This window comes from Vibrio sp. McD22-P3 (genome assembly GCF_021568915.1).
Taxonomy (GTDB): Bacteria; Pseudomonadota; Gammaproteobacteria; order Enterobacterales; family Vibrionaceae; genus Vibrio; species Vibrio mediterranei.
In genome coordinates this window covers 162,916-184,366 of sequence record NZ_JAKGTN010000001.1, presented here as the reverse complement: position 1 = coordinate 184,366, position 21,451 = coordinate 162,916, and the positions used below count along the sequence as shown (strand labels likewise).

The 21,451-nt window shown below is 44.1% G+C and carries 15 protein-coding genes; 9 read left to right on the top strand and 6 right to left on the bottom strand.

Going from position 1 to position 21,451, the window contains the following annotated elements:
- Nucleotides 1-61 precede the first annotated feature (61 nt).
- Nucleotides 62-661 (bottom strand): YtjB family periplasmic protein, encoded by a 600-nt coding sequence (locus L2W36_RS00845; RefSeq protein ID WP_006071972.1) that lies wholly within the window; start codon nt 659-661, stop codon nt 62-64.
- Between the two features lie 107 nt (nt 662-768).
- On the opposite strand from L2W36_RS00845, the gene serB reads away from it, so the two are divergent.
- Nucleotides 769-1,737 carry a phosphoserine phosphatase gene (gene serB / locus L2W36_RS00840; RefSeq protein ID WP_236109117.1) on the top strand — a complete coding sequence of 323 codons (969 nt, stop codon included), beginning with the start codon at nt 769-771 and terminating at the stop codon, nt 1,735-1,737.
- 51 nt (nt 1,738-1,788) lie between these two features.
- Here the strand turns inward: serB and L2W36_RS00835 are convergent, their stop codons facing one another.
- The gene (locus L2W36_RS00835) at nt 1,789-4,134 is read right to left on the bottom strand and encodes a PilZ domain-containing protein (RefSeq protein ID WP_088876748.1); all 2,346 of its coding nucleotides are present in this window, start codon (nt 4,132-4,134) and stop codon (nt 1,789-1,791) included.
- Between the two features lie 262 nt (nt 4,135-4,396).
- On the opposite strand from L2W36_RS00835, the gene radA reads away from it, so the two are divergent.
- A complete protein-coding gene (radA, locus tag L2W36_RS00830) occupies nt 4,397-5,776 on the top strand; it encodes a DNA repair protein RadA (RefSeq protein WP_006071967.1) in 1,380 nt (459 codons plus the stop codon).
- Nucleotides 5,777-6,069: 293 nt separating this feature from the next.
- Nucleotides 6,070-8,151, top strand: a complete 2,082-nt coding sequence (gene fusA, locus L2W36_RS00825) for an elongation factor G (protein WP_236109116.1) — start codon at nt 6,070-6,072, stop codon at nt 8,149-8,151.
- Nucleotides 8,152-8,206: 55 nt separating this feature from the next.
- On the opposite strand, the gene L2W36_RS00820 is transcribed toward fusA, so the two are convergent.
- Entirely contained in the window at nt 8,207-9,148 is a 942-nt protein-coding gene (locus L2W36_RS00820; RefSeq protein ID WP_006071963.1) for a LysR substrate-binding domain-containing protein, read from the bottom strand.
- Nucleotides 9,149-9,239: 91 nt separating this feature from the next.
- Here L2W36_RS00820 and L2W36_RS00815 point away from each other — a divergent pair, with 91 nt between their 5' ends.
- A complete protein-coding gene (locus tag L2W36_RS00815; RefSeq protein ID WP_236109115.1) occupies nt 9,240-9,455 on the top strand; it encodes a DUF1127 domain-containing protein in 216 nt (71 codons plus the stop codon).
- Between the two features lie 41 nt (nt 9,456-9,496).
- On the opposite strand, the gene L2W36_RS00810 is transcribed toward L2W36_RS00815, so the two are convergent.
- From L2W36_RS00810 to chrA, 3 genes are all read right to left on the bottom strand, one after another.
- Nucleotides 9,497-11,182 carry an AMP-binding protein gene (locus L2W36_RS00810; RefSeq protein ID WP_038225467.1) on the bottom strand — a complete coding sequence of 562 codons (1,686 nt, stop codon included), beginning with the start codon at nt 11,180-11,182 and terminating at the stop codon, nt 9,497-9,499.
- Between the two features lie 204 nt (nt 11,183-11,386).
- Nucleotides 11,387-12,520: an HD domain-containing phosphohydrolase gene (locus tag L2W36_RS00805; protein WP_236109114.1), complete on the bottom strand. Its 1,134-nt coding sequence runs from the start codon at nt 12,518-12,520 to the stop codon at nt 11,387-11,389.
- Between the two features lie 170 nt (nt 12,521-12,690).
- On the bottom strand, nt 12,691-13,848 hold the full coding sequence (chrA, locus tag L2W36_RS00800) for a chromate efflux transporter (protein WP_236109199.1): 1,158 nt from the start codon (nt 13,846-13,848) through the stop codon (nt 12,691-12,693).
- Between the two features lie 148 nt (nt 13,849-13,996).
- Between chrA and L2W36_RS00795 the strand changes: the two genes are divergently transcribed.
- The 5 genes from L2W36_RS00795 to L2W36_RS00775 all read left to right on the top strand — a co-directional run bounded on the left by L2W36_RS00795 (nt 13,997) and on the right by L2W36_RS00775 (nt 21,378).
- Nucleotides 13,997-14,941, top strand: coding sequence for a LysR family transcriptional regulator (locus L2W36_RS00795; RefSeq protein WP_236109113.1), 945 nt, complete (start codon nt 13,997-13,999; stop codon nt 14,939-14,941).
- Nucleotides 14,942-15,195: 254 nt separating this feature from the next.
- Nucleotides 15,196-16,455: an ABC transporter substrate-binding protein gene (locus L2W36_RS00790; RefSeq protein ID WP_006071952.1), complete on the top strand. Its 1,260-nt coding sequence runs from the start codon at nt 15,196-15,198 to the stop codon at nt 16,453-16,455.
- A gap of 72 nt (nt 16,456-16,527) precedes the next feature.
- On the top strand, nt 16,528-17,445 hold the full coding sequence (locus L2W36_RS00785) for a carbohydrate ABC transporter permease (RefSeq protein WP_006071943.1): 918 nt from the start codon (nt 16,528-16,530) through the stop codon (nt 17,443-17,445).
- Nucleotides 17,445-18,260, top strand: a complete 816-nt coding sequence (locus L2W36_RS00780; protein ID WP_006071941.1) for a carbohydrate ABC transporter permease — start codon at nt 17,445-17,447, stop codon at nt 18,258-18,260. The genes L2W36_RS00785 and L2W36_RS00780 overlap by 1 nt, the downstream gene beginning before the upstream one ends.
- Before the next feature lie 13 nt (nt 18,261-18,273).
- A complete protein-coding gene (locus tag L2W36_RS00775) occupies nt 18,274-21,378 on the top strand; it encodes a beta-galactosidase (RefSeq protein ID WP_236109112.1) in 3,105 nt (1,034 codons plus the stop codon).
- The last annotated feature ends 73 nt before the right edge of the window (nt 21,379-21,451 follow it).

Here is a 21,451-nt window from a genome sequence, read left to right as displayed (position 1 = left end):
CTTGTGCGAGGCTTTTTTGTATCTGGGAATGGCTTATGTTTTCAAAAGGTACACGAGCATTCTATTGCTTGAGCAGTAAATTCTCGCCTTTGGTTTTTGGTTGTTTTCTAAGGATGACCATCAGTAACACACCAGAGATAAAACTCATCAAGATCATCATATACATAAAGCGATCACTCTTGCGGTAGTGATGATCGGAAATTGCGGTTACCTTACCAGTTTCAAAGGTGATTCGAACAAAACCTATGATGGTATGATCGTTGATGATCGGCTCGACTAGCTGTTGGCGGCCAATGCTGGCAGTTGAGAGTGGAGTATCGAGCCCTAGGACTTCGCGCGCCGTTTTGGCGTCTGTACTGGCGGCAATTTTGACCCCTTCAGAATCATAAACGGTTGCATCTAACACCAGACGTTCTTGTGCTAACTGGTTGGTCAGAGCGCCTAAACGCTCTTGGTCTTGATCAATCAGCATCTGTCTAGCAGAGAGTGAGGCCTGAGAAATCAGAACTTTAGAAAGCACTTCTAACTGATTCGCTTGAATGCGCTCGTTACCTTTACTGATAACAAAGCTATTTGTTGTGATGAAGAACACCATAGCAGCGATTAAGCAAAGCGCTACTAACCTCAAAAAGTTGCGAAATGAAAACAGCGAACCGTCCATATAAGTTTAAAAGTACTATGAAATTACTGATTGGTTCATATTGATGCTTGCACAACCAAATTGCAATAGGTTAACGTTTTAGGAGCTTTTTAAAGGAAGGATTAGCCATGGACGCTGTAAAGCCGTTAGCGATTACCAAACGTATTCCATTGAAGGAACGTTTCCCTGAGACACTCATGTCTCATCAACTGGAGAAAAATAAAGCCAGTTGGATTATGTATTCTCATTATTTGTCTCCTGATATTTTCAATGATATGGATTTCTACATCGGTGAAACTAGCCGAATTCTCGACATTTGGCAGGTCGGGCAATATGAAGTGGCACTGATGGATGGCCAGTTAACCGCCGACCATAAAGTGATTCTGAATGAGCTCAAAGTGGATTGCGCAGCACTGTATGATGTTCCCGACCTCAATAAGCCGGGTGTGATTGTCTTGGATATGGACTCGACCGCCATTCAGATTGAGTGTATTGACGAGATCGCCAAACTTGCTGGAGTAGGTGAGCAGGTTGCAGAAGTAACAGAGCGAGCGATGCAAGGAGAGTTGGATTTTGAGGCGAGTTTGCGCCAACGTGTTGCAACATTAAAAGATGCAGATGAAGCGATTCTTGAGAGCGTTCGTTCACAGTTGCCGTTGATGCCAGAGTTAGAAGAAATGCTAAAAACTCTTCAGTCTTATGGCTGGAAAACGGCGATTGCGTCTGGTGGATTTACCTATTTTTCTGATTTCTTAAAGCAGAAATTAAATTTGGATTTTGCTCAATCAAATACGTTGGCGATTGAAAATGGCAAACTGACTGGCGACGTACTTGGGGATGTCGTCTCAGCACAAACTAAAGCAGACATCTTGCTAGAGTTAGCGGAAGAGTATGATGTTGAGCCGCATAACACCATTGCCGTGGGTGATGGTGCCAATGACTTGGTGATGATGGCGGCGGCTGGTTTAGGTATTGCGTATCACGCAAAACCTAAAGTTGAAGCTCAGGCACAGGTAGCCATTAACCATGCTGGTTTAGGTGGGATTGTGTGTGTGCTGTCAGGGTTACTCGCAAGACAAAAACGAATCAACTGGTAAGTGAAAGATAACAAAGGGCGCATTGAGCGCCCTTTGTTTTTTGGATGAAGCTTAATGATTTAGCTCTAAGCGAATTAATACTTCTTCTGTAATGTCGATAAGCTCGCAATAGCCGCAAATTGATGTCATCTCATTTTCTAAGTTGCGAGCGTGGCTCAAACTCAACGAAAGCAGTTCATTGATGTCTTTCTTCATCAAGGTTGTCAAAGCATCATACACCGGACCAGAGGAAATTCTTAACACGTAGAGTTCGCCCATACTTAGCGCATCTTTAATGAACTTAATCCGGCTTTGGGTGGACTCAAAGTCTTCGCGTAATTTGGTATGAATCGACTGAATACGTTGCCCTAGTTTCAATACTCCAATATACAGTTCGTGATAGACCGGCTTTGCTCCGGGCTTCTTCTTCATCGGTTCTGCAATTAACGTATTGCTGCGTCCTTTAAAAATAGGTTCTAAGGCAAATTTTTGATTGTGGCCAATTCGCTCCAAGAACTGCATATAGCCTGGCAGAGGGAAATTGACGCCAACAGTGCGACTCTTTATTGAGGTCCCTCGTTTATCGATATAGATAGGTGTTGAGACCATTTTAGCCAATAAGACGTTATGCAATGATTCCAGTAAAGCGGGACTTGGAAGCAGCTCTTGTTTAGCGATCAGCTTATCTTGGTTGTTATCAATCATGCCATTGAAAAAGGCGATGGTCTTGATGGTTTTGCCGGATTCGACAATCGATAAATGTACGGTTTTGCGATCCTGGGATAACCGAACCACCTCATAGGGGACTCGGTTCAATGGCAATCTGTCGTTATAGCGTTTCAGCTCCAAGTAATCTATCGAGATTAATGCCCCTGTTTTGACAGGCAACGGTTCCAATAGCTCTATGCTTGCACCACGTTTAGACAAGTCGAGCGTTTTTCCACGAATAACAGTGTTTTCATCACATTGAACAAACAGCGGCGTGCTGAATTGATATCGCGGTTCTTTTCGTCTGGATTGCGCATCGAAATACAACCCTCTTGGCTGGCTTTCTACTTTTCTTGGGTGTCTAAAGCGATTTAGACTGTTAGCCGGAAGACGAGGTTTTTCTGTAAATAGGTAGTCAGCGGCTGAATTAGCATCACTGATCTCCTGCAGAATACCGAAGTGAGTCAATTTTTCATTACCATTCACGAGATCGCTGTAGTTGTGTGAAATTGTGGTGACGTCTTCTTCGGACAGCTCAAATACGGAGAGACGAAACGCTTTCCAACTACCTCGACGTCCGCCAATATGCCAGAACAATTGACGTTCTTGACGATCCGCCTCTGGCATCATCATGGAATAAAACAGTTTCATCCCCTGATGTTCGTGGGTAAAGGTATAAAGTACGTTGCTACAGCCTTTAATGCCTGCTTTGACCAGTAAATCCATTCTCTCTCGAGAAAACAAAGCCCCCAGCGATTGTTGATTACGCTCATCATGCCAGTAGTGCCAAATGTCTTGGTTATTTTCTGTTAGCAGTGCCACCTTCAGTTCATTACCGCTAAAAAATAGCGGTAGGTTACAGGCGTGTTTAAGATAACTGTGTTCGAAACCTCGAGTACGAGCTCGGGTAATCCTATCTTGGTTATCGTGGCGGATTTTTTTTGATTCAGTATTCAGTAGCTTTTCAACCACCATTTCGACCGCATTAGTGCGCGATAATCTTAGTGTTCTTAGATACTTAACCGGGGAGACACCGTGTAGACCATCGACACCGAGTACACGGTATTCGATGGGTTTGGTGATTTCCTTAACTTGACTGGTTTGGGCGAGTTCGTCAAAGCTAACACTAATCACTTGGCCCAAGTCGTAATCAAAGGTACCAGGCACTTTGAATTTTGCACCTGAACTGGAGAGATCGACACTAAGCCCAGTGACTACGTCTCCATTTTCCAATTGAATAGATACTTGAGATTCGAGTTTAAGGCGATTCTCTTTACGCTTCAGGTCGTAACCTAAGTTAATGGCGTCCGCCAGATAAGGGCTTTGTGGATCGGTCAACTCGCCCTCATGCGCGGCGCGTTGCTCATCACCAAGATTGCTCAAGGTTTTCTTATTAACTAACGATTCCCATACGCCTTCGGTGTAGCCGCCAAATTTCTTGGTCAGTTTGTGGTAACTATCAAATGCACGGTCATCAAGCCAGTGAGCGAGCCCATTAAGTTGATACTCGTGGCAATTGCTGGTGACTCGACCACGAAGGTCAATACGCTTATGGCAAGGGGCCATAAGGCGATTAAGTTCCATTTTAACCAGGAGTTTTGTCGAGGGAGACTCACCCTCGGTCACTTGACTAAGTACATAATCAAAGTCATCAGCGTGATACGCCGAAATCAAGCGTTCTGCGATGGAAAGTATTTCAGGTTGCTGCATGAGTTTTGTTAAAGTGTCCCTTTGAGATGATGAGTGTCATCAAGAAATAGCACAGCGTGAAGCTATTATATCGGCTACCATGCCGAAAACCTTAATGTTATCTACTGATAAATATAAGGTAATTATCGGATCTATTTTTAGATTCTTGTCGATTCTTGACAAATTTTATCGCCGAACATTTTCGAAAATTAATACATTTCTCAATAAAAGGTGCAATGGATTGCATTTGTTTGAGTAATTATCGTGACGGGTTGAGTTAAAAATGGCAAAAGCGAAAAGAGCTTATGTATGTAATGACTGTGGGGCTGACTTCCCTCGTTGGCAGGGGCAATGTAATGCATGTGGTAGTTGGAACACCATCAGTGAGGTTCGTTTAGCGGCATCACCTCAAGTCGCTCGTAATGAACGCTTGACCGGTTACGCAGGCAGTTCCACGGAATCTAGCGTCCAAACCTTATCTGAGATTGACTTACAAGAGGTCCCTCGATTTACCAGTGGTTTTAAAGAACTTGACCGTGTACTTGGTGGCGGGGTGGTCCCTGGGGCAGCTATCCTCATTGGTGGTAACCCAGGGGCAGGTAAATCGACACTGCTTTTACAAGCAATGTGCTGGCTATCGTCGCAAATGCCAACCCTTTACGTAACGGGTGAAGAATCCTTGCAGCAGGTTGCCATGCGAGCATCTCGTTTAGGTTTGCCAAAAGAGCACCTAAAAATGCTGTCTGAAACCAACGTTGATCGTATTTGTCAAGTGGCAGAGAAGGAACAACCGAAGCTGATGGTTATCGACTCCATCCAAGTTATGCATGTGGCTGATGTTCAATCGTCGCCAGGCAGTGTGGCTCAGGTAAGAGAGTCGGCAACCGCATTAACTCGATATGCTAAACAGAATAACGTTGCTATCTTCATTGTTGGTCACGTGACTAAAGATGGCACGTTGGCAGGTCCTAAGGTTCTTGAGCATATTATTGACTGTTCGGTGTTGCTCGACGGTGGAACGGACAGCCGATTTAGAACATTACGTAGCCACAAAAACCGTTTTGGTGCGGTTAATGAGCTAGGCGTATTCGCCATGACGGGACAAGGTTTGAAGGAAGTGAGTAACCCTTCGGCGATTTTCCTCTCTCGTGGTGAAGAAGAAACATCAGGCAGCTCGGTTATGGTTGTGTGGGAAGGTACGCGTCCACTATTGGTTGAGATTCAAGCACTGGTAGATTATAGCCAGCTAGCAAACCCACGCCGAGTTGCAGTTGGCTTAGAGCAAAATCGCTTGTCTTTATTGCTTGCTGTTTTGCATAAACATGGCGGTCTGCAAATGGCTGATCAAGATGTATTTGTGAATGTGGTTGGTGGTGTCAAAGTCACCGAAACCAGTGCTGACCTGGCTTTAGTGATGGCGTTACTTTCAAGCTTTAGAGACCGTCCGCTACCTAAAGATGTCGTCGTATTTGGTGAAGTTGGGCTGGCGGGTGAAATTCGTCCGGTTCCAAGTGGTCAAGAGCGATTAATGGAAGCGTTTAAGCACGGTTTCAAGAAAGCCATTGTACCTGCGGCAAATATGCCAAAAGGCGGTATTGAAGGTATGCAAATCCACGGAGTTAAGAAGCTATCTGAAGCGATTTCTGCTTTCGATGAACTTTAATGATGGTTTTTGTGAAAAATTAGGTAGAATGTCGCCAACAAAATGTATGATTTTACGAAATGACATCGAAAAATCACGAAGAGCAGCTAAAATTAACTGCGAACTAACAACAGTGGCCAACACGGATGAAGCTAGGTGTAACAAGCGTTTAGAGGCAGTTCTGCTCTATTTGGCACCTGAATACGCCGCGAAGGCATAACTTTTTTTTAATACGAATGCACGCAAAGCTATCCGTCTTGACAGATTGTGATATACTCTGCGCGCATTTTATATCCTATTAACAGAGTAAAACGATGACTGATTTATCAAAATACAGAAATATTGGTATTTTCGCGCACGTTGATGCGGGTAAAACCACAACAACTGAGCGTATCCTAAAACTGACTGGCCAAATCCATAAGACTGGTGAAGTTCATGATGGTGAATCAACTACTGACTTCATGGAGCAGGAAGCTGAGCGTGGTATTACTATCCAATCAGCGGCAGTTAGCTGTTTCTGGAACGATCACCGTCTAAACGTTATCGATACTCCTGGACACGTTGACTTTACAGTTGAAGTATATCGTTCTCTGAAAGTACTAGATGGTGGTATCGGTGTATTCTGTGGTTCTGGTGGTGTTGAGCCTCAGTCAGAAACTAACTGGCGCTATGCGAACGAATCAGAAGTATCTCGTATCATCTTCGTTAACAAACTTGACCGTATGGGTGCAGACTTCTTCAACGTAGTTGATCAAGTTAAGAACGTTCTTGCTGCAAACCCACTAGTAATGGTTCTTCCAATCGGTCGTGAAGACGACTTCGTTGGTGTTGTAGACCTACTAAGCCGTAAAGCATACGTATGGGATGACTCTGGTCTTCCAGAAAACTACGAAGTTAAAGACGTTCCAGCTGACATGGTTGACGACGTTGAAGCTTACCGTGAAGAGCTTATCGAAACTGCTGTTGAGCAAGACGATGACCTAATGGAAGCGTACATGGAAGGTGAAGAGCCTTCAATCGAAGACATCAAGCGTTGTATCCGTAAAGGTACTCGTGACCTAGCATTCTTCCCAACATTCTGTGGTTCTGCATTTAAGAACAAGGGTGTTCAGCTAGTTCTTGACGCAGTTGTTGACTATCTACCAGCTCCAACTGAAGTAGATCCTCAGCCTCTAACTGATCCAGAAACTGGTGAACCAACTGGCGAAGTTGCAACTGTATCTGCTGATGAGCCACTACGTGCTCTAGCATTTAAGATCATGGACGACCGTTTCGGTGCTCTAACGTTTATCCGTATCTACTCAGGTGTAATGAACAAGGGTGACACAATCCTTAACTCTGCAACTGGTAAAACTGAGCGTATCGGCCGTATGGTTGAGATGCAAGCAGATGAGCGTAACGAACTAACTACTGCACAAGCTGGTGACATCATCGCTGTTGTTGGTATGAAGAACGTTCAAACTGGTCACACTCTATGTGATCCTAAGCACGAGTGTACTCTTGAGCCAATGATCTTCCCTGAACCAGTAATCTCTATTGCTGTTTCTCCTAAGGACAAAGGTTCTACAGAGAAAATGGGTATCGCGATCGGTAAGATGGTTGCAGAAGATCCATCATTCCAGGTTGAGACTGACGAAGATTCAGGTGAAACTATCCTGAAAGGTATGGGTGAACTTCACCTAGACATCAAAGTAGACATCCTGAAGCGTACTTACGGCGTTGAGCTTGAAGTAGGTCAACCACAGGTTGCTTACCGTGAAACTATCACTCAAGCAGTTGAAGATAGCTACACGCACAAGAAACAGTCTGGTGGTTCTGGTCAGTTCGGTAAGATTGACTACCGTATCAAACCGGGTGAGCCAAACTCTGGCTTCACGTTCTCTTCAACAGTTGTTGGTGGTAACGTACCTAAAGAATTCTGGCCTGCAGTTGAGAAAGGTTTCGCATCTATGATGGAAACTGGTGTTCTAGCTGGCTTCCCAACGCTAGACGTTGAAGTTGAACTATACGACGGTGGTTTCCACGCAGTTGACTCGTCTGCAATCGCATTCGAAATCGCAGCGAAAGGTGCATTCCGTCAATCTATGCCAAAAGCTGGTGCTCAACTTCTAGAGCCAATCATGCACGTTGACGTGTTCTCTCCAGAAGACAACGTTGGTGATGTAATCGGTGACCTTAACCGTCGTCGTGGTATGATCAAAGACCAACAAGCTGGTGCTACTGGTGTTCGTATTAAAGCTGATGTTCCTCTATCTGAGATGTTCGGCTACATCGGTCACCTACGTACAATCACTTCTGGTCGTGGTCAGTTCTCTATGGAGTTCTCACACTACAATGCATGTCCAGCAAACGTTGCTGAAGAAGTTATTGCTAAAGCGAAAGAAGAGAAGAAGTAATTCGTCTTTTCCTTTGAATAAAAAAACCCGCCTTATGGCGGGTTTTTTATTGCCTTTATAGCGGCCTGAGTACGTAATCGGTGTCGATAATATCTAAATGAGACATATCGCACTGCTTAAAGTCGGCGACTTCTTGCTGTAGCCATTGAATAAAGATTTTGAGTTTAGGTCGATTGAAGTAATGCTCTGGAGCACACAGGTAATAGGCAAACTTAGGCTTGAGTGCGTAATTGCCGATTCGCACTAGGGTTCCTTCTTTGATATAGCGATAGGCTAGGCTGTGTTTGATAAGCCCAACGCCTTGAACAGACAGTGCGCCTTCGACAACGAAGTGCGAGCCGTTATATTGTAGCGTTCGATTGCCTACAGGTGCACCGACATGTTGTAGCCACAAGTTCCAATCCATATCCGGCCAAGTATCTTCAATCAGGTCGGCTCGATGCAAATCTTGAACATCATAAATCTGGTGTTGCTGTTGGTACAGCGGGTGGCACACAGGGTAGATAATATCTTCCATGAGTAAGTGGCTTTGCACGCCCTCATAGATACCTTCACCATAACGTAGACAAATATCAACGGATTGATCCTGAAAAGAGACCAATTGGTTATTAGGCTCGATCAAAAGCGCAATATCAGGGTTTTGCTGACGAAAGCTTTGTATTCTCGGCACCAACCAGTGCTGAGCAAATGATGGCAATGTCGAGATGGACAAACGATTGGGGTTAGGATCTTGGTTGACACTCTGAACTCCGGTGAATATATGTTCAAAGCCCTTAGCAAGTTCTCTATATAGTTGTTGGCCCTCTGGCGTTAATAACACTTTCCTGTGCTGCCGATAAAACAAATGACAACCTAGGCTCTCTTCCAACTGTCGAATTTGTTGACTTACCGCAGCCGCTGAAACAAACAGACGATTGGCGGCCACTTTAAAGCTGCCTAGTTCAGCCGCTTTATAGAAATAGTAAAGTCCTTGAAGGGGAGGCAGCTTTTCTTTCACTTAAGTTTTCCTTAACTCAAAGTCAAAATAGATCGTTTGTCACATATTGATGTTTTGCATAAAAATTATACAAAACATAGGGAGATAGGCAATGGATAAAACAATCAACTCCGATCAATATGTACAAGATAGAGCGGTGAAAGGCTCGTTGACTAAGTTAATCTTAACTTACGTCAGGCAATGTCGTCAGAATCAACGTACTAGAAAAGTGTTATCGGAAATGCCAGATCATTTGTTAGAAGACATTGGAGTGACTAGAGAACAGGCCAATCGAGAAAGTCGAAGACCATTTTGGCAATACAAATAAAAAAGGCGACTAACGTCGCCTTTATCTAGTATGCATGAGTGTTACTCTTCCCAAACGACCAGTTTATCTTTAGGCCAGCTATGGCCGACTTCATGATACTTCTGTTCAAGCAAATGGCGTTTGATTTTCAGTGTTGGTGTCAGTAACCCGTTCTCAATACTCCATGGTTCCTTAACCATTAGCACACCTTTGATTTGCTCATGAGACTCAAGTTCTTGATTCATGCGCTTAACGACACGCTCAGCGGTACGTGCGTAGCGTGCTTTGTCAAAGTTAGGGAAGTCGTGAGGCACAACGAGTAAGATTGGAGCTGGTAAGCCTAAACCGATTAAACACATCATTTCGACACGGCTGTATTCCGCCAGCTTTTTCTCAATAGGTACAGGTGCGACAAACTTACCTTTAGCCGTTTTGAAGGTGTCTTTCTTACGACCCTGAATGGTTAGATAACCTTCGCCATCAATAGCGCCGATATCGCCAGTATGCAACCATCCTTCGCTATCAAATGCTTCTTGAGTCGCAATGTCATTTTTGTAGTAGCCCGAGAAAAGACCTTGTCCTCGAACCATGATTTCATCATCCTCAGCAATCTTAAGCTCAATACCTGGGCCTGCGTTACCAACAGTACCTATTTTGTCGGCCCTAAATGGGTAGTTAATGGTACTGTAAGCGAAAGATTCGGTCATGCCCCAGGCTTCAGTGATATTCAGCCCGACGCTGTGATACCAATCTAACAGAGCTGGAGGCACTGGAGCGGAGCCACAACCAAGTACTCGTGCTTGGTCAAGTCCTAAGCCGTCTGCCAACTTCTTCTTAATCAATGAATTGACAAACGGTATCTTAAGTAGAATGTTGAGTTTCTTCTGTGGCAGCTTATCTTGAATACGCTGCTGGAACAGAGTCCATAGTCGCGGCACTGAAATAAACAGTGTTGGACGCTGCATCTTCACATCTTCGATAAAGGTGTCCAGTGACTCTGGGAATGCAGTCTGCACGCCTCCTACTACTGATGAACCAAAGATATACACTCGCTCAGTAATATGAGCTAGCGGTAAATAAGAGAACAGACGATCGTTGGGTTCAATGCCAATATGGTCGATAAGTCTTTGTACCGACCAGCTAAATGCGCCATAAGTCAACATGGCACCCTTTGGTAGCCCCGAGGTACCGGAGGTATAAACCAACGACATTAGTTTGTCGTCGTAATGAACAGGGCGCTCTTCACTTGGCTTGTTATCAGCGATTAATTGATTAAACGTGTGCTGGCAATCTGGCGCGGTATCGTAAGGTAGAGAAATCGTGATTAGGTCACCAAGAGATTCAATGACAGAGGTGGTGGCTTTAGCATCATCAAGTTTACCTGCAATCAATACCTTACTTTCACTGTGCGTTAGACAGTATTCGATGGTATCGGCACCAGCGGTTGGGAAAATTGGTACACTGATGTAGTCGCCAAGCATCATCGCCAAGTCGCAAATAAACCACTCTGCGCAGTTTTTGGAAATGAGCGCGACCTTTTCGCCTGGCTGTATGCCAAGACTACGAAGAGCAGAAACAAGACGTAATGCTTTATCTGCTACATCAGCATAAGTAAATTCGACGAACTCACGATTGATAATTTGTTTTAAGTAAACTTCATTCGGTCTTTCTTGCGCCCACTTTAGGATCATCTCGTTGGGCGGCGGTAGGGTACAACTTGAGAGAGTGCTTTCATTAGGCAGTATCATTCCTGAACTCCGTTTTCGTGTAGAACGATAATTTATAGTTATTGTAATGTTAATGTGTTGTTAACATTACAATACTAGTCACAATGGGTAAGTACCGCAAGATGCTAATGACGGATTATTGTGGGCTCAAGCACATTATTGGAGCAAAAGCTCCAATAATGTGAGTTAAGTGGAATATAAGGATTTAGATTGTCCAATAAGATTTTAATGCCAAGGAATATGTGTGGAATACATAACAAGCTTGATTGCGTCTTGCTGGCAGCGCAATGCGTGCACACAATTGCTATCAATCTTGCCGAGTGCGACCATCTTTTCTAGTTCCAATAATGCATGGATCAAGGACCAAGATTCACTGTAATGACGGTGACTGGTTAGGGCATCAAAAATGTTAGCAACGGTAACAATACGAGCAGCAATAGGAATTTCGGCATGACTTAGTCCGTTTGGGGCACCTGAACCATCTAAATATTCATGATGATATTGGATGATATCTGTTAACAGTGTCATGCTGGTTGGCTGCCGATCGTGGATCTGTTTTGCGAGCTGGTTGACTAAGTTCAGCCCTTGTTGAATTTGTCCTTGCATTGCGACATTGCTATGCCACATTTCTTGCCACGGAGAGCTCTGTTTCGAACTCAATGAAGAGTACTTACCTATGTCGTGTAACTCTGCAAAGTGCACGATATAGTCGATGGTTTCATCATCGAGTTGATACAGTTCAGCCACTTGCAGCGCAATGAGCCTTGCGTACTGACCGACTCGGTAAGCATGATCGAGGCTCTCATCTAGATGTTCGAAATTGGTACTACGAACGGTATAGCCCATATCAGCCATGGCATTGACGTAGCTGCGCTGTTCGTTGACCGCTTTAGCGAGCTCATTGGTACAAGAGGTTAATTGTTCAACCGTAGTATTGTCGAAAAACTGAGGTTGATTTGCATCTAAAAATAGTAACCCAGTAAAGTGACCATCGTTGAGGACGGGTAAGGTTAATGAGGCCGCATAAGGCTGTTGTAACAACCAACGTGAGTGTTGCGATGAATTGGTAATAGCTGATGAAAGGTCATTAATGACGCGATGTTTATGCTTGCAGGCCAGTTGTCCAAGCGCGGAGTTAGCGCTAATAGGAGCACTGTATCGAAGCAGGGGCTCTCCTTGTAATGTACTATGTGCAAATGTACTCAACCTAGCATGCTGGGCATCGAAGAGCGCGACAGAGATCCTAACGATTTCGGGAGCATGAAGGCTAATAGCATGATGGGCACGTTTTAATTCATCATTAATAGAGCCTCGGCTCGAACTCCGATGATGGCTCCCAATAGAGCAGTCCTTTCTCATAACTCACCCCCTGTTTGTGTAGGTGTTTTAGCACCTAATCACTGCTTGTCGATATAAAACCCTTTTATTGAATTGAAACAGCAATGAGGGGAAATCCCCTCATTAATTAGTGTATGACTAAGCTGAAAATCTGACGAGAAATATTACCTAAAATCAGAGTGATAATTGATTTAGATTAAACTTACCACGGCTGGTGATAGTAACCCTGCAAAAGCAAAGAACACCACCATCCAAACGATAGGCAGTTTAAACTGCTTCATAAGGAGTGCACCTAAAAGCACCCAAGCAAGATCCATTGCATCAAAAACAGCGCTAACAAAGACAGGCTGGTAGAGGGCAGACAATAACAAACCAACTACGGCGGCGTTTACGCCCACTAATGCACCAGAAATCGCCGGTATTTTAGCGAGCTGCTGCCAGTTTTTTAACACGCCGATAAGGAGCAAAAAGCCAGGAACAAATACACCAAGTGTTGCAACAATCGCTCCCCATACTGGTGCCGAAGGCATTAGCTCATAACCGATGTAAGTAGCAAAAGTGAACATTGGCCCTGGCACTGCCTGCGCTGCGGCATAACCCGTCAAGAAAGCGTCTTGCGTTAATTGATCGCCCACAATATTTTGTAACAGAGGAAGAACTACGTGACCGCCACCAAATACCAAACTGCCTGCTTGGTAGAAATCGGAGAAAAGTGCTATCGATGACGACCATTGACCTATAAATGGTAAAGCAACAAGAAGTACGACGAAGCTGACTAATGGCAATACAGAGAAAGACAGTTTACTGGAGGTATTTACGGTTTCTGTGTTTGCGAGATATCGAACGCCTAAAAGAGCTGCTAAAACTAAAACCAGAATTTGCGCAGCAATACTTTGGAACAAAAGCAGTGTAATGGCAGTAGCGATACAAATAGAAACAGTGAGTTTAGACTTGCAGAAATTCTTATACATACCCCATGTGGCGTCAGCGACGACTAACACCGCGAGGAGTTTTAGGCCGTGCACCACACTCTGAAAGTAACTGGATTCAGTGAGCTGACTACTCAATGCTGCAAGGGCTAGCATAAGGATTACCGATGGCAGTGTGAAGCCAAGAAATGCCATGATACCGCCGCCAATGCCTGCGCGTTGATAACCGACAGCAAAACCGACTTGGCTTGAACCTGGGCCCGGTAGAAATTGGCTTAAAGCAACAATTTGAGCGTACTCTTCATCGCTTAGCCAATTGAGTTTCTCAACAAAGGTATTGCGGAAATAACCTATATGAGCTGCGGGACCACCAAAGCTGACCCATCCTAGAGCGAAAAAGATCTTAAATATAGCAAACAATGACTCATTGCTGTTTGAGTGGTTGTTTGTGGTTTCTTTGCTTAACGTAGACACCTGCGCACCTATCTTATGAAAATAACAATTTCGATTAGCGCCGATGCTACTGACTCATCTATAATGATTCAAATTAATAGATTTGATAGATACTATGAGTGAAACTGGACGAGAGAAGATTGATTGGAAACGCATTGATTTAAATTTGTTGATCGTATTCTTTCACCTTTACCAAACACGCAGTGTGTCTGTAGCGGCAGAGAGGAGCTTTGTCAGTCAGTCAGCAATGAGTCACAGTTTATCTAAGTTACGAACTTTGTGTGGGGACCGACTTTTTGAACGCAAAGGTCATCAAATGGTACCGACAGAGCGAGCTACAGAGCTGTATCCAACGGTAGAACAGATATTAAATCTGGTGCAATTTAACGTGTTACCCACAGAACAATTCTTGGCAAAGAATTATCGCGGAATCTGCAAAATAGGATTAACTGATTACGCGGAGTTTATCTTTGCTCCAACTATTTATGACGCCATAGTGTCACAAGCCCCTGGCGCGAAAGTCAGTTTCATCAATGTTAATCGACACAATTACCGTTCAGTCAGTGAGCAGGAAAACTTAGACATTATCATCGGTAGTATCCCCGATTTAGAGCAGCAGTTTAGTGCGCAAAAGCTCTACACTGAAAAACATGTCTGTATCTATGACAGTAGTTTGGTGAAGGTTGGCGAATTGGATATCGAGACCTTCGCCTCTCTGCCGCATTGCTTAGTCAGTCCGGAGGGTAACTTCACGAGTAACGTCGATAAGCAGCTAGAGTCAATTGGATTATCCCGTGAAGTCACTGCCGTCTCGCGAAACTTTCTGACGATAGGGCGTTTAGTTACTGGTCGTGAGATGTTTGCGATAGTGCCCGAAAAAATGGCCAAGATTAACCTGATTCAAACTAACCTTACATCCGCTCCACCACCAGTGCCCGTGGCTGATTTTGATATCTCTATGATTTGGAAGAAGCAGTCGCACATGAGCGATAAAATTCATTGGCTAAAAGACACCATATATGAAGCCATTTTATCGTCGCTGCATGAAACCACACTTTAGTGGTAAGGATTACACAAGTTTGCGCTGTAACAATTGTTAACGTATCCAAATTTAGCAGTTAGTTGCATATGGAGGCTAACTGCTAACAATTCTGTTAAGAAAGTGATCAGACCCACAACCTAAGCAATTTCTAGCTACAATAGATCAAAAATCCCATCTCTCCCCCTTTAATTCTAAAAAATAAATGCTAATTTCTCTGTGTAAACGTTTCCAAATGGAAGCAAAAACCCCTACAAAAAATGAGAATAACAGTTATGAAGAAGCAAATGGTTAAAGGATTAGTGGCCTCTGCAGTAGGTCTAGCTTGTTTCAGTCAAACAGCATTCGCGAAAGACATCACGGTGTGGGCATGGGATCCAAACTTTAATGTGGCCATCATGCAAGAAGCTGCCGAGAAATACGAAGCGAAGCATGAAGATGTAAACATTAAAGTCGTTGATTTTGCGAAAGCGGATATCGAACAGAAGCTGCATACTATGCTAGCGTCTGGAATCACGTCGGCATTGCCTGATGTGGTATTGATTGAAGATTACAATGCTCAGAAATACTTACAGTCATATCCTGGCTCATTTGCTCCTATGACAAATGTCGTTGATTACACTAAGTTTGCTCCGTACAAAGTGAATGTAATGACCGTCGGCGATGAAGTATATGGCCTACCATTTGATACTGGGGTATCAGGCCTTTACTACCGTACTGATATTCTTGAAAAAGCAGGCTTCAGCGCTAAGGACATGGAAAATATTACTTGGGACCGTTTCATTGAAATCGGCAAACAAGTGAAAGAGAAAACTGGTGTTTCCATGCTAGGTAATAATCCATCTGACCTTGGTTTGCTGCGCGTCATGATTCAAGGTGCAGGCAGTTGGTACTTCAACCAAGACGGTAGCTTAAACATTGCTAACAACAAAGCGCTTGAAGAAGGCATTAAGATTTTCCGTGATCTTCATACGACAGAAATCGCGCGTCCTACCATTGGCTGGTCTGAGTGGGTTGGTTCGGTAAATAGCGGCGCTGTTGCTTCTATTACGACTGGTGTTTGGATTACAGCATCAGTGAAAGCTGGTGAAGGTCAAGAAGGTAAATGGGCGGTCGCACCAACACCACGCTTGAATGTAGAAGGAGCAGTGAACAGCTCTAACCTTGGTGGTTCAAGCTGGTATGTATTGAGTGCATCGAAAGAAGCAGATACAGCCATCGACTTCTTAAATCAAACTTTTGGCTCAGACAAAGAGTTCTACAACGAAATTCTTAAGAAGCAAGGTGCAGTAGGTTCTTACTTACCAGCTGGTAACACACAAGCCTACCAATATGAAGATAGCTACTTCAATAACCAAAAGATTTACGCAGACTTCAACAAGTGGGCTGCTGAAATTCCAGCGGTTAACTATGGTATGTACACCTATGAAGTCGATGCTGCGATTGCAGCGCAGATGCCTTCAATCATGCAAGGTGCACCAATCGACAAAGTCTTAGAAAGTGTTGAGCAACAACTGAAATATCAAATTCAATAATCGTTTTTCCTTTGCCCCCATCTCTGCTGCGAGTCAGGGTGGGGGCCTTTTCTTCTCTTTGTTGGTGTCATTATGAGTGAATTAGTCAAGACGATTAAGTCTAACTCCAAAAACAATAAAAATAGCTTTCAGCGTTTTTATGATATTAATGGCTGGGGTTTCGTTTTACCTGCCGTCATATTAGTGTCCTTATTTATGATCTACCCAATAGTGAATTCACTTTGGATGGCCATGCACTCTGGACGTGGTGTTATTATGGAGTTCGTTGGTTTTGGCAACGTAACTCGTTTATTTAACGATCCTGTATTTTTAAAAGCACTCTCGAATACGTTTATTTTCTTGATTATTCAAGTGCCTATTATGATCTTGCTTTCGTTAGCATTATCGTCTTGTTTAAACTCACCAAATCTTAAATTCAGAAGCCTATTCCGCTTAGCGATTTTCCTACCATGTGTTACTTCCTTGGTAGCTTACTCGATTCTATTTAAGAGTATGTTTGCGTATGAAGGTATTGTGAACTCATTCCTTATGTGGACAGGCATTGTAAGCGACCCAATTCCATGGATGGCTGACCCATTTTGGGCCAAAGTAACCATTATTATTGCGATTACGTGGCGCTGGACTGGCTATAACATGATCTTCTTCTTGTCTGCAATGCAGAACATAGATAAGTCAATTTATGAAGCTGCGCGTATTGAAGGTGTGAGTCCTATTAAACAGTTCTTCTTTATTACGGTTCCCTTGCTTAAGCCAGTAATCCTATTTACTACGGTTATGTCGACCATTGGTACATTGCAGTTATTTGATGAGGTGGTGAATATTACCGCTGGTGGTCCTGCGAATGAAACTCTAACGTTATCTATGTATATCTATGACCTGTCATTTAAGTTTGTTCCAAACTTCGGTTATGCAGCAACGGTATCGTACGTCATCGTATTCTTTGCCGCTATTCTAGCAATGCTTCAATTTAGAATTGCGAGGGATAAATAATGAATAATAAAAACAAAGCGATGCGTGGTTTAATGTACGCATTTCTATCAATATTCTCGTTAGTCTCATTATTTCCGTTTTATTGGATGATTGTGTCCAGTACTAACACAACGACTCAGGTTAATACGGGTAAATTCACTTTTGGTGACCAATTACTGATTAACTTAGCTAAATTGAATGAGCAAATTGACCTTTGGCTAATTTTCTACAATACCTCGAAGATTGCCATTATTAGTACGCTGTTTACGCTGCTAATCTCATCCATGGCTGGTTATGGTTTTGAAGTGTATAAGAGCAAGGTACGTGACCGTGTTTACAGTGCCATGCTGCTGACAATGATGATTCCATTTGCCGCGCTGATGATTCCATTGTTCACGCTAATGGCGAAGGCAGGTCTGTTGGATACTCACCTTGCAGTGATGCTGCCGACCATTGCTTCAGTATTCATTGTGTTCTATTTCCGCCAATGTACTAAAGCGTTCCCATCAGAGCTAATTGATGCGGCGCGAGTTGATGGTGTGAAAGATTGGAAAATCTACCTGTTTGTTTATATGCCCGTGATGAAAACCACGTACGCGGCTGCCTTTATTATCGTCTTTATGACGTCGTGGAATGCCTTCTTATGGCCGTTGATTGTATTGCAATCCGCCGAACTAAAAACAATTAACTTAGTGCTGTCCTCTTTGTCGTCAGCCTACTTCCCTGATTTTGGCATCATTATGGTGGGGACTGTGGTGGCAACCATTCCAACCCTAGCCGTATTCTTTTTGATGCAGAAGCAATTTGTGGCCGGTATGACTGGCTCTGTGAAATAGTGAGATGTTTAGAATGAGAACTTTCGATCAAGTAATTTCCGCTAGAGAGTGGGAAAACCAGCATGTAACGCATCATAACGTTCTGGACGCACATGCGCCGCTTAATGCGTTTCACAGTGAAGTTGCTGCAAAAGAGAACCAACCGTCTGAGAATATGCGCTCGCTAAACGGTGAATGGAAATTTAAGTTGTTCTCTCAACCGGAGCAGGTTGAAGCATCGTGTGTTGAAACTGCGTTTGACGACAGTCAATGGGACGCGATTCAAGTGCCAAGTAACTGGCAACTGCAGGGGTTTGATAAACCTATCTATACCAATGTTAAGTATCCGTTTGCTGATACCCCACCAATCGTGCCGCAGGATAACCCAACAGGGTTGTATCGTGTGTCATTCACACTCGACAGCGTCAAAGCTGATGAGCGCCAAACCGTGACTTTCGATGGTGTGAACTCGGCATTTCATATCTGGTGTAATGGAGTATGGGTTGGTTATTCTCAAGACAGTCGTCTAGCGGCTGAGTTCGACCTGACTGACTTTGTCGTTGAAGGTGAAAACCAATTATCAGTGATGGTTCTTCGTTGGTCTGACGGTTCGTATCTCGAAGATCAAGATATGTGGTGGCTGAGTGGAATTTTCCGTAACGTTACTCTGCGCACTAAGCCAAAAACAGCCATTGCTGATGTACAGGTTAACACTGAGCTTGATGCGTGCTACCGCGATGCAGTGCTAAACGTCACCACTAAGCTTACTGAGAAGGCCTCACCATTTAGCGTCAATATTGAGCTGTTTGATGAATTGGGCAATAGCATCTTTGGGCGCAAGTCTGCACTATGTGGTCAGCGCATCATCGATGAGAAAGGTCCGTGGCAAGAAGTCGCTGAGCATCAGGTTACTATTGAAAACCCGAAAAAATGGAGTGCTGAAGAGCCGAATCTTTACCGTCTAGTGATTTCTCTTAATGACGAAGATGGTCAGTTGGTGGATTGTGAAGCATACAACGTTGGCTTCCGCAGCGTTGAGATCACTGACGGTCAATTGAAGGTGAACGGTAAGGCACTGTTGGTACGCGGGGTTAACCGTCACGAACATCATCCAGAAATGGGTCACACTATGACTCGTGAAGGCATGATTGAAGACATCAAACTGCTTAAACAATACAACTTCAATGCAGTGCGCACTGCACACTATCCGAATGATCCACTTTGGTATGAGTTATGTGACGAATACGGCTTATATCTAGTTGATGAGGCCAACATCGAAACGCACGGTCAGTTCCCAATGTGTCGTCTGTCAGATGATGTCACATGGATGAACGCGTATATGCGTAGAATGACTCGTTTGGTTGAGCGCGATAAAAACCACCCATCCATTATCATTTGGTCTTTAGGCAATGAGTCAGGTATTGGTAACAACCATCATGCAATGTACCAATGGACTAAACTTCGCGATCCATCACGTCCGGTACAATATGAAGGTGGCGGTTCCGATACGGCAGCAACCGATATTATCGTGCCGATGTATGCTCGTGTGGACAGCGATCAGCGTCATCATATCGACCCAACGGTCACTCCAAAACTTGCCATCAAAAAGTGGCTTGGAATGCCGGGTGAAGAGCGCCCGCTTATCCTTTGCGAATACGCACATGCGATGGGGAACAGTTTAGGTAGCTTCGACAAATACTGGGATGTGTTCCGTGAGTACCCACGCTTACAAGGCGGCTTTATTTGGGACTGGGTAGACCAAGGTTTGACTAAGACCGACGAAAACGGTACTCAGTACTGGGCATATGGCGGTGATTTTGGTGATGACATCAATGACCGACAGTTCTGTATCAATGGTCTCATTTTCCCTGACCGCACCGTGCATCCTACTTTGTTTGAAGCGAAAAAGGCGCAGCAATTCCATCAAGTTACTCTTCGCTCTACTGAGCCTGTAGTGATTCGAGTAGAAAGTGAGTACCTATTTACATCGCCAAGCGATGAGGTATTAAACTGGACTATTACAGAAGATGGTTTTGCCATTGCTCAAGGCTCTACGGAGTTAATTATCTCTCCAGAAGGTCATCTTGATATTCAGTTAGCTGAAGCATTACCAGAAACTAAGTTAGGTAGTGATTACCATCTTAATGTTGAGATTGTAAAAACCTCAGCAACCACATGGTCTGAAGCTGGTCATCTTGTGTCAGCTGAACAAATAACCCTGCCTGCGAAGTTTGGTCTAGCACCGCGACTAAGTAACGATTCTGGTTTGCCTGATGCAGTAGTGAAAGGTGATACTTTGACGCTGACCGCGGGTGAGCAGTCTATTACGTTTGATAGCGCAACAGGGTATCTAACGTCTTGGTTAGTGGCAGGACAAGAGTCGTTACTGCAAGCGCCAAAAGATAACTTCTACCGTGCGCCATTGGATAATGACATCGGCACCAGTGAAGCTGACCGAGTGGATCCAACAACATGGCTAGCTCGTTGGGATGCGGCAGGTCTGCCATCGTTGACGGCCGAATGTATTGGCTTTGACCACTTTGCTCGTGGCAAATACCACCAAGTAGAATCTCGCTACGCTCATACGTTTGAAGGGCAGTTAGTGTTTGAAACACTATGGACTTATCAAGTCTTCAATGATGGTGAGGTCAACGTAGATGTAACGGTCAACGCGGCTAAAGGTCTGCCATCACTGCCTCGAGTCGGTATGGAGTTAGCACTTGCTAACACAATCGATTCAGTTAGCTGGTATGGACGTGGTCCTTTTGAAAACTACAGCGATAGAAAACTGGCGGCGCATATGGGACGTTATCAAGCGTCTATTGAAGAGATGCATACGCCCTATATATTCCCAACTGATTGTGGCCTACGCAGTGATGTTAAACAGAGCCAAATTGGCGCGTTATCGATTACTGGTGAGCACCACCTCTCCGTCAGTCGCTATAGCACTGAAGTGATGAAAGCAGCGAAACATACCAATGAATTGGTGGACAGCGGAAAACTGTTTGTGCGCGTTGATGGCTTCCATATGGGTGTGGGCGGTGATGACTCATGGACACCAAGCGTTCATGAAGAATTCAAGTTGCTTGCTGAACAATATCGCTATCAGTTGACGCTGCGTATGTCAGCGCACGCATAGCGTTTCATCATTCATAGAGATTGAACTTCGCTTGCTAAGTAGACGCTTAGCAAGCGAACAAAAAGAATAAAGG